At 59.7% G+C, this 12,542-nt stretch carries 11 protein-coding genes and 1 pseudogene; 7 read left to right on the top strand and 5 right to left on the bottom strand.

The window, feature by feature from the left end; all coding sequences use genetic code 11:
* Positions 1-5: 5 nt before the first annotated feature.
* The 3 genes from KHO31_RS39085 (at position 6) to KHO31_RS02215 (ending at position 2,584) form a co-directional block, all read left to right on the top strand.
* Entirely contained in the window at positions 6-200 is a 195-nt protein-coding gene (locus KHO31_RS39085) for a hypothetical protein (RefSeq protein WP_236060657.1), read from the top strand.
* A gap of 463 nt (positions 201-663) precedes the next feature.
* Positions 664-2,241, top strand: coding sequence for a chloride channel protein (locus tag KHO31_RS02220; RefSeq protein WP_236060659.1), 1,578 nt, complete (start codon positions 664-666; stop codon positions 2,239-2,241).
* A gap of 88 nt (positions 2,242-2,329) precedes the next feature.
* Positions 2,330-2,584, top strand: a complete 255-nt coding sequence (locus KHO31_RS02215) for a hypothetical protein (protein ID WP_201069743.1) — start codon at positions 2,330-2,332, stop codon at positions 2,582-2,584.
* A 94-nt stretch (positions 2,585-2,678) separates the two neighbouring features.
* Here KHO31_RS02215 and pal read toward each other — a convergent pair.
* Positions 2,679-3,150, bottom strand: a pseudogene (gene pal, locus KHO31_RS02210) (peptidoglycan-associated lipoprotein Pal).
* Between the two features lie 513 nt (positions 3,151-3,663).
* On the opposite strand from pal, the gene KHO31_RS02205 reads away from it, so the two are divergent.
* Positions 3,664-3,999: an HdeA/HdeB family chaperone gene (locus KHO31_RS02205; protein WP_201069741.1), complete on the top strand. Its 336-nt coding sequence runs from the start codon at positions 3,664-3,666 to the stop codon at positions 3,997-3,999.
* A gap of 121 nt (positions 4,000-4,120) precedes the next feature.
* Here the strand turns inward: KHO31_RS02205 and KHO31_RS02200 are convergent, their stop codons facing one another.
* The 4 genes from KHO31_RS02200 to KHO31_RS02185 form a co-directional block, all read right to left on the bottom strand.
* Positions 4,121-4,402 (bottom strand): hypothetical protein, encoded by a 282-nt coding sequence (locus KHO31_RS02200; RefSeq protein ID WP_201069739.1) that lies wholly within the window; start codon positions 4,400-4,402, stop codon positions 4,121-4,123.
* A gap of 111 nt (positions 4,403-4,513) precedes the next feature.
* A complete protein-coding gene (locus KHO31_RS02195; RefSeq protein ID WP_201069738.1) occupies positions 4,514-5,893 on the bottom strand; it encodes a chloride channel protein in 1,380 nt (459 codons plus the stop codon).
* 107 nt (positions 5,894-6,000) lie between these two features.
* The gene (locus KHO31_RS02190) at positions 6,001-6,426 is read right to left on the bottom strand and encodes a MarR family winged helix-turn-helix transcriptional regulator (protein WP_201069737.1); all 426 of its coding nucleotides are present in this window, start codon (positions 6,424-6,426) and stop codon (positions 6,001-6,003) included.
* Between the two features lie 761 nt (positions 6,427-7,187).
* Positions 7,188-10,772, bottom strand: coding sequence for an indolepyruvate ferredoxin oxidoreductase family protein (locus tag KHO31_RS02185; RefSeq protein ID WP_211622618.1), 3,585 nt, complete (start codon positions 10,770-10,772; stop codon positions 7,188-7,190).
* Positions 10,773-10,869: 97 nt separating this feature from the next.
* On the opposite strand from KHO31_RS02185, the gene KHO31_RS02180 reads away from it, so the two are divergent.
* The 3 genes from KHO31_RS02180 to KHO31_RS02170 all read left to right on the top strand — a co-directional run bounded on the left by KHO31_RS02180 (position 10,870) and on the right by KHO31_RS02170 (position 12,515).
* Positions 10,870-11,775 carry a LysR family transcriptional regulator gene (locus KHO31_RS02180; RefSeq protein WP_201069735.1) on the top strand — a complete coding sequence of 302 codons (906 nt, stop codon included), beginning with the start codon at positions 10,870-10,872 and terminating at the stop codon, positions 11,773-11,775.
* Positions 11,776-11,999: 224 nt separating this feature from the next.
* Entirely contained in the window at positions 12,000-12,269 is a 270-nt protein-coding gene (locus tag KHO31_RS02175; protein ID WP_201069734.1) for a hypothetical protein, read from the top strand.
* 21 nt (positions 12,270-12,290) lie between these two features.
* The gene (locus KHO31_RS02170; RefSeq protein ID WP_201069733.1) at positions 12,291-12,515 is read left to right on the top strand and encodes a hypothetical protein; all 225 of its coding nucleotides are present in this window, start codon (positions 12,291-12,293) and stop codon (positions 12,513-12,515) included.
* The last annotated feature ends 27 nt before the right edge of the window (positions 12,516-12,542 follow it).

Below are 12,542 nucleotides of genomic sequence, written 5' to 3'. Positions count from 1 at the left end.
GTGGCTTGCCCTGGTTCGGCGGAATCTGGCTGCTGTCGTGGCTTGGTGGAATCGGCGGCGGACGCGGCGTGATCGGTTTTGGCTGGGACATTCTGCTGGTGTCCATATGGAGCGTGATGGTAATGGTACTCGCCATGCGTTGCGCGTTGGAAGCGAATGAAACCTCGCTCGTGATGGAGCGGATGGACCAGACGAGCTAGGAGATCGCCACCCCGCGTCGAGGGGACAAGCGGCCACGCACTGTGGTTGAACAAAAGTTTGCGGCATGAGCGTCGGTGCCGTGTGGTGTTGCCGCGTGTTGCGCATCTTGCCGGGAAGCAGCAAAGAGTGAGCTAGCGAAACAGATCCGTAGTCCTATAAGGACACCATACGATGCCGGGTGACTCCGATCGGCCTGATCAGGTAATAAAAAACGAGCCGCGCCATGTCAAAGTGGCTCCGCTCCAGCCGCGCGCGGTCACCCATCAGGATGACGACACCAGTGAGCCGCTCGCAATACGTTGGCTATGCGTTCTCGCATTTGTGGTTGGCATCGTCACGGGGTTTGGGGCGGTGGTATTTCGGGCCTTGATCGGGCTTGTGCACAATGCGTTTTTTCTTGGCCGTCTGTCCTTTGCGTATGACGCGAGTCACTTTACGGACGCGTCTCCGTGGGGAGCACTCGTGATCCTTGTGCCCGTCCTGGGCGGTCTCGTGGTCACATGGATCGTTAGCACATTTGCTCCGGAAGCCAAAGGTCACGGCGTGCCGGAGGTGATGGATGCGATCTATTACAAACGGGGTGTGATCCGGCCGGTCGTCGCAGTTGTGAAGTCGATTGCGTCTGCCTTCGCGATTGGTTCTGGCGCCGCGGTAGGTCGCGAGGGGCCGATTATTCAGATCGGCTCGGCGCTCGGCTCGACGCTAGGACAGCTCGTGCGGATGACGGCGGGTCAACGCATCACGCTGGTGGCTGCCGGAGCGGGGGCGGGCATCGCGGCGACCTTTAACACGCCGATTGGTGGCGTGCTGTTTGCCACTGAACTGATGATGCCGGAAATTAGCGTCAATACATTTTTGCCTGTGGCGATTGCGACCGGCACGGCGACGTTTCTGGGCCGGCTGTTCTTTGGCGCGGCCCCGGCGTTCTTTGTACCGGCGCAACTCGGCGCGATTCCCAATCAGCCTGGCAGCGCATTGACGCTGATTCTTTACGCGTTGCTTGGAACCGTAACGGGCGCCGCGGCAGCGTTGCTGATTCGTGCGTTGCACTGGGCCGAGGACGCCTTCGATCTCGTACCGGGGCGTTACTGGCGGCACGCATGCGGGATGCTGATAGTCGGCGTGACGATGTATCTTCTATTCCGCTTTGCCGGTCACTATTACGTGGAGGGCGTCGGCTACGCGACGATTCAGGCTACGCTCTACGGTCAACTGGAAGGCGGCGCCTTTCTGTTGATGCTGGCACTCTGCAAGATGCTGGCCACTTCAATCAGTCTGGGGTCGGGATCCTCGGGCGGTGTGTTCTCCCCGTCGCTTTTTATCGGCGCCACGCTCGGCGCCGCCTTCGCCTCGGTCGTGGCGATGGTTTTGCCCGGGGCGCCGGTTAGCGCACCCGCCTTTGCGATGGTCGGCATGGGCGCGATGGTTGGAGGTGGTACGGGTGCCGCGATGACCGCTGTAGCGATGATCTTCGAAATGACGCGCGACTATGACATCGTGCTACCGATGATTCTCGCCGTGGCGTTCAGTCTGGGGGCACGTCGGCTACTGTCATCTGAGAGCATCTATACGCTCAAACTGGTGCGCCGCGGTCACCCGATTCCGAATGCCATGCACGCCAACATGTTTCTCGTGCAGAACGCGGCCCAGGTGATGGAAACAGACGTGTTTGTGCTCGACGCCCAGGTGCCGTTTCGTGATTTGCTGACGCGCTCGGAAGGCCCCCCATTCCGGCACGTCGTGGTCACGCGCGAACATGAGATCTATGGTGTCCTGCGTATCAACACGGGTTTGCGACGAGCGGTCAGCGAGAGCGATTCGGATATCACGCTTGGGGCGTTGGCGCAGCGCAATTTCATCGTTGTGCGAGAAAACGAGGTGGCTTTCGGTGTGATCACCCGATTGTGGAAACAGCACGCGATGATGGCGGTGGTGGTGGGGCGGCACGAAGGCCACGGACCCGACCGCGTGCTCGGGATTATCGCGAAGGAACACATCGCCGATGCTGTGGCGAGCAGCATCAGGATATTTCCCGGCTAGGCGGCAGCGGTAGCGGCAACTGACTGGCTGGGGCAAGTCGTTGGCAATAACAGGGTACGGGGCTGGGCTTGCTGTGAAGGAGCGACAAGTGAAACTGACACATGAGCTGGACGCTGTACGAAAGCGCATCAGCAAGGCGTTGCACCTTGATGCATTGAAGGGCGTCTCAGGTGAAAGCCACGTGGCAAGGGCGGTACCCACGCCCGAATGGGTCATTGTCTACCGCACGGCGCAGGGGTTCTGTTGCATGTACCACGATGCGCCGGTTGAGTTCGGCGAAATGCTCGACGTCCAGATCTGGTCCGAGGAAATGGATGTGCAGACCTATTTCATTGGTCTTTGAGCATCGGCGCCGGGCAACATGGAACCAGAACCCGAGCGAATTCGCTATCAGTGCTGATAACGGAACATAGCGTCTGCTTTAAGGCCGAGCGGCCTCAACGGTAGACGAGATCTGCGCGCCGGTTCTGTGCCCACGATGCCTCATCATGCCCCAACGCGACCGGCTTCTCTTTCCCGAAGCTAACCGCTTCCACCTGCGAGTCGGGTACGCCAAGCGTTGCAAGATCATGGAGTACTGCTTCCGAACGCTTTTCGCCCAAGGCGAATATTGTATTCGCTTGTTCCGCGCTCGTCGGTGTTGCCCTGAATCAGGACATGCCGGTTCGGGTGAGCCATCAGATATTTCGCGTGGGCCTCAAGCAGCGGTTGATGGTCGCTCTTGACGGTATAGCTGTCGAAATCGAAGTAGATGCTTTGTTTCGCAAGCGGCCCGTTAGGATTATTGAGTTCATCGACTGTTAGGGGCGTCACGTTTGCCGGCTGGCTGTCGACGGAGTTGCCTTGAGTGGCGCCGCCTTGCTGCTCTAGCTTTACACCCGAATGACACCCGGCGAGCATGCTCGCCATGAGAATGGCCGTGCACAATCCAGTCCTGGTCCCCCCTTGCTTAAGTCCCGTTTAAGGAAGGCGAAATAGATTGGTTGCAGGCATACCTGTCAGAGGTAGCAGGCGAAACGTCCGGACGTCCCCTCGCGTTGCGCTGGGGGCGACCTTTTCGGGATCCGGTGTCCTCAACCGGATCCGTTTTTTTCACGTAAGCCACGCAGGGGTTAAGCGTGTCGGCCGAGCGAACGGCCCGCTTGCGTTACGCCTCGCACTCGACGAGAAGTATCGGCGGATCTGATCGGGCTACTCGGGAGCAACGTTCCGTGCGACAGGCTCCATCTTCGCTAGTTGCAACCTCTGGCGATTCGTGGTGCGGCGGCGTGATTCAGATGTTTCCTTTAATCGACTACGAGATTCTGTTCCTCCTGACATCGGGCACCAGTTCAGCGGACGGCGAACTGAGCCGACGTCATTCAAAGCATTTTCGCGTGCGGCCGGAGGGAGCCGCTATCGAGTCTTTCGAAGAGGTGTGCCATGAACAGGATTTTCCTGGGTGCGGTTTTGATGAGCATCGGCCTATCACAAACCGGGTTCGCGCAAACAAAGTCGAGAGTCCAACCGGAAAAGATGAATTGCGAGGATTTTCTGGCATTGGCGGACAACTACAAGCCAGCCTTGCTGTACTGGGCTGCCGGCGTGAGCAAGGTCGACGTGAAGGCAACCGACGAGCTGATTGTTGACGCGGCAAATCCCGTAGGTCTGGTTGTTGACGAATGCAAGAAAAGCCCGCAGACATCATTTATGAACAAGGTTCGGCAGCTCACGAAGTCTGGACGGCTCAATGTCGTCGCCCACGGTGATCACGGCTAGTGCCTTGACCGACTGGTTTGCTCAGGCACTGACGGCGTCCGTGAGCCGTTTAAAGAGGGGCGCCTTAACGGAACGCTGGCAAGGCGCCCAGCGTGATCTCAAACGATCGCTCAGACCTTGATTAGAGTTCTTCTGAATTGAGTCCGTCAGGGTGCGTGCCATCTACGATTGATCGTCCCTCTGCGAATCCGGCCTGTTCCGCGGCTTGTGCAGTGAGCAGATCGGCGATCGGATGGGCAAAGCTCACCCGCGACGACCCGTAGCGAACGTCGGCCCCGGGACGCGCGACATAACCGACATAGGCAAACGGGATATTCGGCGGGTGCGGCGAATACTCGGGAACAGCGAGGACACGAATGGTATAGCCCTTGTATTCGTCAAACTGCTCTCGTCCTTCAGACATGTCGGTCTCCTCTGATACGCGCACGTATACGCCCGCGCAGCGCTATCCGGCAACACGAGGGCGCACAACAACACCAGACTCTAAAAAAACAGCAGAAACAAGTCCGGCTGGTCAGAACCGTCCCGGCGGCCTGTCGGATGAACGCTCCCTGGTTGGAGCGGATGGCACGACATTCGGCGCCACATGGGGCCTGCTGTAACGCTCAGACAACGCTTCGTAAAGTGCAGGCGCAAACAGTTTCGATATCTGGCTGGCGATTAACGCCGTGGCCATGAGGGAGATGACGAGTGCGTGGCCGTTGATCATCTCGATCACGATCACAAAAGCGGTAATCGGGCTTTGCGTAACTGCCGCCAGATAGCCCACCATGCCGAGAGCGATCAGCATCGGCAACTGCATCTGGCCAAACAGCAAATGTAACGCGTTGCCGATACCCGCACCGATCGCGAGCGACGGCGCAAACAGGCCACCCGGCGCGCCTGGCAGATACGATCCGACCATCGAGGCCATCTTGAGCACCGGGTAAGCCGCGCCCAGTTGCGCGCGCCCTTCCAGCATTGCGCGCGCTTCCGCATAGCCGCTACCGAAGGTGTGGCCGCCCGACGCCACACCGATCACAGCGATGATCAGGCCACATGCCGCGCCAAATGCCACCGGTTGGTTGCCGCGCCAGGCGGTCACGGACGACGGCATCCAGCGGTTAGTATTAAGCAGTAACCAGCAGAAGACGCCGCCGGCAACACCGGATAAGGCGCCAATCATGATCACCGCCACTGCCAGCAGATCGGGAAAACGACTGCCGACGTCGATCGTTCCGAAATACGTGTAGTTGCCCTGCAGGCCGAGCGAGACGACACCCGCAAAGATGATCGCAGTAATCAGCACACCGCTCGTGCGCTGCTCAAAGCTGCGGGTCAATTCTTCGATGGCGAAGACGACACCCGCGAGCGGCGCGTTGAACGCCGCCGATAGACCCGCAGCGGCACCGGCGAGGGCTAGGCGCCGTTCCAGTTCGATGCCCCGGATGGCCCGGAATCGCTGTGGATAAAAGCGTCGCAGATTGAACATGAGCGCGGCGCCCACATGGATCGTCGGTCCCTCGCGGCCGATCGTGAATCCGCCGAGTATTGAGAGGAACGACACCGCAATCTTGCCGATGAGGATCCTGATGCTCAGTAGACGTCGAGCAAGATCGCCGCGGTCATGGAGCGTGGCAATGACCTGGGGGATGCCACTGCCTTCGGAACCGGGAAAGAAGCGTCTGGTAAGCCATACGCCCAGAGCGCCGATTGCCGGGGTGACGGGAAGCGGCAGCCACCAGTATCGCGCCGAATAGCGAAGGAAGGTGTCATACCCGATGTCGATCAGCTTCGCGTAGAAAACGGCGATGAGCCCGGTCGCGATGGCGCCCAGCCAGAACACACCATAGTGCAACCATAGTCGCCGGGCGTGTTGTAGCGCACGTTTGTTAATAAGTTCTGAAATATGCATGCCGCCGCCTAAAACGCATCAGTATGGTTTATATAGCACAGTGTGCCATATATTTGCATAGGCCATGCATGGCAAAGCGGCTGGCGATGGTCCGCGAAAGGCGATATCTACGGCAGCTCGGTCGACTTCCCAAACACCCAGCCAAATGACGCGATCTCGGGCTTGTGCAGCGCCGCCAGTTTAAGCAGACACCGTTCTCCCTTTGAGGTGAGGTGAACCCGTACCTGGCGTCGGTCCTCTTCACCAGGTTTGCGAAGCACCAGCCCGGCGGATTCGCAGCGCGATACCAGGGCCGCCGTGCCGTTAGGCGCTGCCTGCAGTCGTTCGGCCAGTTCGCCTACTGTTGCCCACGATCTGCCGGGAAAACCTTTGAGCTGGAGCATCAGTTGATACTGCAAAGGCGTGACCCCCGCAGCATGAGTTACCTCTTCGGAAAACCGCAGGAAGCGGCGCAACCTGTAACGGAACTCGGACATCGCCTCCAGATCTTCCTTGCTCAGTGCTTCGGGCGATTCGCCTTTGCGTGAACTCATTCGATCTCCTGTCGTTGAATGGGGTGTAACGTTGCGTGCGGGCATCCTTTTGTCGCCCATTCCCGCGTCAGCAAGAAAGGGAGCAGTCAAGGCGACGACTCAACCAAGATCGTCCGCGCTTGTTCGGGATTCTAAAGTGGACCACTGATAGTGTGAGCAAATTAAGTATGTTCAATTGAACGTACGTTGGTCGCTGCCATGGCAAACATTGAATGACTGACGGTAGCTGGCTAAGGTGGGTTGGGACTGCGAATCCGCTGAATCTGGAACCGGACGTCCGTGACCGAGAAGTGATAAATGGCCGTTGAACAGCCCATAGCGGTCCCCCCAACTCCGATGGGCGACCGTCGGCTTTGGTCCGACCGGACTTATCTTAAAAGTCGTCGTTGCGGTCAGGGAAGCTCGAACAGTGGTTCAGGGTTGATCGTGTTGAAAAAGGGCGCGGTCTGACGGTATCGATGACGGCATCAACCTCCCAAGTCGTCTTGAGATGCGTGGCTTTCCCGATCTTTTAAGGCGTGCGGCGTTCATCTTCTAACGCGGTCCACCTAAAACCGTTGAGTGGCGGGAAGGAATGCTGGTATCGCTGACGGTATCGGCGGTGCAAGGGGATCCGAGCTGGGCTCAGCGTTGGATTGCGACAGGTGGTTGTCAATCGAGTGGGTATTGCGCTGAAAATTGGATCGCTGGCAAAGGACGCGGCCCGCAATTTTTGTCTATGGCGATGGAGGCGTGCGTCGCCTCCATCGCTTCGCTTTCTCTCAGCGTTGAGCGTTCGAACGATGCAACGTGCCGCCCACCGCAGCGCGATATTCGCGAAGCCATTGTTCACGTCTCGTCGCCGCGGCAATGACATTGCGTTCCTTGACGTGACCAAAGCCGCGAATTTCATCGGGAAGGTTAGCGAGCTTCATCGCAACATCGAGTCGCGCGCTGTCGAGCGTTGCGCAGAACTCGTCGATCAGCGCGACGTACTGGTCGATCAGCTCACGTTCATTGCGACGCTCGGACGTCTTGCCGAACACGTCGAATGCTGTCCCGCGCAGGACTTTGAGTTTGGCAAGCACACGGAACAGGGTGAGCGTCCATTGACCAAAGCGCTGTTTCTTCAGGTGGCCGTGTTCGTCGCGTTTAGCCAGCAACGGCGGCGCGAGATGGAACGCGAGCTTGTAATCGCGGCCCGGTTCGCCTTCGAACTGCGCGCGCAGTTTGTCCATATAAGCCGGATCGGCGTAGAGACGCGCGACTTCGTACTCGTCCTTATAGGTCATCAGTTTGGCGAGATTGCGCGCGACCACCGGTGTGAGGCGCAGCTTCGCACCTGTTGCAAGCTTCGTTTCGGCGGCTCGCACTCGTTCAACCACCTCCACGTACCGAGCCGCATAGCGCGCGTTCTGATAGAGGCCAAGCCGCTCGACGTTGCGTTCAATGAGGCGGTCAAGCGATTCCGGCATCTGCACGACGATTGCCTGCTGCTTTTCTGCACGCGGCGCAAATGCACCGGCGGCGGTTTCACCGTGCTGCGCGACATAGCGACCCCACTCGAACGCGAGACGGTTTTTCTCGACCGCCACTGCATTGAGCTCAATAGCACGATCAAGGCTCTCGTAGCTGAGCGGCAGCCAGCCGCGTTGCCATACGAAACCGAGCAGCAGTGGGTTGGCGTAGAGCGTGTCACCGAGAAGCTCGAGGGCAAGACGGTTTGCGTCGATGAAATCGCAGTCGTCACCCATCGCGGAACGCAAATCGTCGCGCGTCTGATCGGCAGGGAAACTCCATTGCGGATCGCGGACAAACTGCGCGGTCGGCGTCGCGCCGCTGTTGATTACCGCCTTGGTCACACCGTGTTGCGTGCGGGCGAGCACTTCGGCAGAAGCTGAAACGATTGCATCGCAGCCGAGAATCAAACGCGCTTCACCGGTCGCGATACGCGTCGCGTGCAATTGACTGGGCGTCGCGGCGATCTGCACATGACTGAGCACCGCGCCGCCTTTCTGCGCAAGGCCCGCCATATCGAGCACGGTGACGCCTTTGTTTTCGAGGTGAGCGGCCATTCCCAGCAAGCCGCCAATCGTCACCACGCCGGTGCCGCCGACACCGGTCACCAGCACGCCATAAGGCTTCGATAGCGAGGCGATCGCAGGCCGGGGCAGCGCCGCAAAGTCCGGCAGTGCGCCTGCCGAAGAAACCTTCGCCGGCTGCCTGAGTTGTGCGCCTTCAGCCGTCACGAAGCTCGGGCAAAAGCCGCTCACGCATGAGAAATCCTTGTTACACGACGACTGGTTGATCTTGCGCTTGGTGCCGAGCGGTGTTTGCAGCGGCTCGACCGAGAGGCAGTTCGATTGGACCGAGCAGTCGCCGCAGCCTTCGCAAACGGCATCGTTGATGAACGCGCGCTTCGCGGGATCGGGATACGTGCCGCGTTTGCGGCGCCGGCGTTTTTCGGTTGCGCAGGTCTGGTCGTAGATCAGGATTGTCGTGCCTGCAACCTCGCGCAACTCCCGCTGCAATCGATCGAGTTCATCGCGGTGGTAGACCTTCACGTCTTCTGGAAGACGCACGTTCGCATCGTATTTGGCAGGCTCGTCGGTGACGATGAGCACCTGCTTCGCGCCTTCCGCCACGACCTGAAACGCGATCTGCGGAACGGTGAGCACGCCGTCGACCGGTTGGCCCCCCGTCATCGCGACAGCGTCGTTGTAGAGGACCTTGTAAGTGACATTTGCGCCTGCCGCAATCGACGCGCGAATCGCGAGAAGGCCTGAGTGAAAGTACGTGCCGTCGCCGAGATTGACGAACACGTGCCGCTCATTCGTGAAATGCATCTGCCCGGTCCACGCGACGCCTTCACCGCCCATCTGGCTGAACGTTTCCGTCTTGCGGTCCATCCACATCGACATGTAGTGGCAGCCGATACCGGCCAGTGCACGTGAGCCTTCCGGCACACGGGTCGACGTGTTGTGCGGACAGCCGGAGCAAAACCACGGCTGACGCTCGGCGACCGAACGCGGCGTGGCGGCTTCACGCTCTTTTGCCTCGATGATCGCAACGCGCGCTTCGATCCGGGCGCGTACATCAGCAGGCAAATCGGCCTTCGCCAGACGCCGCGCTATCGCCTTCGCAATCAGGGCAGGCGAGAGTTCGTAATGCGCGGGCAGCAGCGTCTGGCCGCGCGGCACCGACCATTCGCCACCCTCGTCGTCGCGCTGGTCGAATTTGCCGAAGACCTTGGGCCGTACATCGTCGCGCCAGTTGTACAGCTCTTCCTTAAGCGCATATTCGAGGATCTGGCGTTTCTCTTCGACGACCAGGATTTCGTCGAGACCGGTTGCGAAGTCACGCGCGTTCTGCGCGTCGAGTGGCCACACGCAGCCCACTTTCAACACACGAATGCCGATACGTGCGCAGGTTTCATCGTCGAGCGACAGATCCGCTAGCGCCTGCCGCACATCGAGATAGGCCTTGCCCGCGGTCATGATGCCAAGCCGGGGTGTCGGGCTATCGATCACCACCCGATTCAGTTTGTTCGCGCGAACGTACGCGAGCGCCGCATACCACTTGTGGTTCAGCAGTCGTGCTTCCTGCGCGAGCGGCGGATCGGGCCAGCGGATATTGAGGCCGCCTTCGGGCATGTCGAAGTCGTCCGGCAGTACAATTTGCAAACGGTCCGGATCGATATCGATCGATGCGCTCGATTCGACCACGTCGGTCACACATTTCATCGCGACCCACAAGCCGGAATAGCGGCTCATTGCCCAGCCGTGCAGGCCGTAGTCGAGATACTCCTGAACGCTCGCCGGATACAGCACCGGAATGCCGCTCGCGACGAACATATGCTCGGACTGGTGCGCGACCGACGACGACTTGGCCGCATGATCGTCGCCCGCCAGCACCAGCACGCCGCCATTCGGATCGGTGCCTGCCGAGTTGGCATGCTTGAAGACGTCGCCAGTGCGGTCGACGCCCGGCCCCTTGCCATACCACATGCCGAATACGCCATCGACCCTGGCGCCGGGCCACAGGTTGATCTGTTGCGTACCCCAAACGGCTGTGGCCGCGAGATCCTCGTTAACCCCTGGCTGGAACACGACATCGTGTTCCTTGAGATGCTTCTTCGCTTTCCACAATCCCTGATCCAGCGCGCCCAGCGGTGAGCCGCGATAACCGGAAACGTAGCCAGCTGTGTTGAGCCCCGCGCGCTGATCGCGTTCCTTCTGCAGCATCGGCAGGCGGACCAGCGCCTGCGTGCCGCTCATGTACACCCGGCCTTTCTCGAGCGTGTATTTGTCGTCGAGCGAGACGGTGGCGAGCGCGTCAAGTAGCTGTGGCGATAGCGGGGCATTCATGGTCTACGTCTCCGATGGCTTTATTTGAGCCCGAGTATAGAAAGCGGAATTTCCATCGTAAAATCACGAATACCGAACCCTGCTATGCGAAAAACACATGTCTAAAGACATCACCTTGCGGCAGATGCGTTACTTCGTGGCAGCTGCGCAAAGCGGGCAGTTTTCGATGGCGGCGACTGTCGAACATGTGTCGCAATCGGCTATTACGAATGCTGTACTCGCACTGGAGGAAACCCTGGGTGCGCGGCTCTTCGAACGCTTGCCGCAGGGCGTCGCGCTAACGCCTGACGGGCAGGACTTTCTGAATCACGCGCGGCACATACTCGATTCAGTGCGCGACGCGGTCTACAAGGCGCCGTTCCGCGCACATGACCTGAAGGGGACCGTACGCATCGCGGCGTCGTACACGGTGCTGGGCTATTTTCTTCCGGAGCTGATGGCGCGCTTTCGCGCAACCTACCCCGACGTCGAGATCGATCTACACGACGTGGATCGAACGTCGATTGAGCAGGCAGTGCTCGACGGAACAGTGGATCTCGGCGTGGTGCTTCTGTCGAATGTCGAGAACATCAGGCGTTTCGGTCATCACGTGCTGATCCGCTCGCGCCGGCAGTTATGGACCTCGCCAACGCATCCGCTCGCGCAGCTCAATGCGCCGTCGCTCGCGGATATCGCGGCGTATCCGTACATCCTGATCACGGTCGACGAAGGTGAACAGTCGACGCTACGCTACTGGAAACAGAATGGCGTCGCGCCGAATATCGCGTTCCGGACGAGTTCGATGGAAGCGCTGCGCGGTCTGGTCGCACATGGCTTCGGCGTGACCATTCTTTCTGACATGGTGTTTCGTCCCTGGTCGCTGGAAGGCAAGCGGATTGACGCGCGGCCCATACTCAATGCGATTCCGCAGATGGACGCGGGTATGTTGTGGCGCAAAGGCGTGACGCTCGATACGCCGGCTTTGGCGTTTCAGCAGTTTCTGATTCACGCATGTGGGAGTTGAGGACAGGAAGGGCATGCACCTGTACTGGGAGGCATCGGAAGGGCGGGTTCCTTATGCGTATCCGTTTATCGAATACCGTCAGCGCTGATTTTCGTAACACTCGCGCCAGAACCGGTGCCGGTACGTGCCGCACTCGCTGATCTGTGCGCCGCGCCCGGCAGCGAGATCCGTGCCGATCAGGTATTGCATGCTACGATTCCTCGAAAGTCACGACGGAGGCAGCCATGTGGGACAAGATCGAACACGACGGATACGAAGTCTGGGTCCTGCCGATCCTTGCATACGGTCCCCCGGCCCCAACTACCTTGTGGCATTACTCCGCGTACATCTGTCGCCATGGTTCCGATGCTCACCTGGCTGGGCAGAGCATTCGCTTCCAGGAACTTGTCGCCACTTTCCTCAGTGAAGAAGAAGCCCGCGAGGCCGGGTATGTCGAAGGCAAGCGGCGCGTCGACTCGATTCCCAATGGCGGCCTGGATGCCGGCAACGGCTGACCACCGCACTGGTTGTTCAAAATGGAACTCTGGATTCAACCCTGCGCACGATGCGCTGATCTGTATGGGCAGCCGGCTACTGCGGCTCCGCACGACGACCTGACGCTTAACGGTGTCGGCGCCGTGAAGGATGCGCGAGCAGAAGAGCACTACACCTGCGTGCGGTGTGGCGGCGTGTTTGCGCGCATTCTCGCCGGTCCGCCCATGCGACAGAACTGGATGCTCCTGAACGCGGGGCAACACTGATTCTCTTAGGCCGGCGAGTCGGCCTAC

It is taken from the genome of Paraburkholderia domus (genome assembly GCF_905220705.1).
GTDB lineage: Bacteria > Pseudomonadota > Gammaproteobacteria > Burkholderiales > Burkholderiaceae > Paraburkholderia > Paraburkholderia domus.
This window is presented reverse-complemented; position numbering and strand designations above follow the sequence as displayed.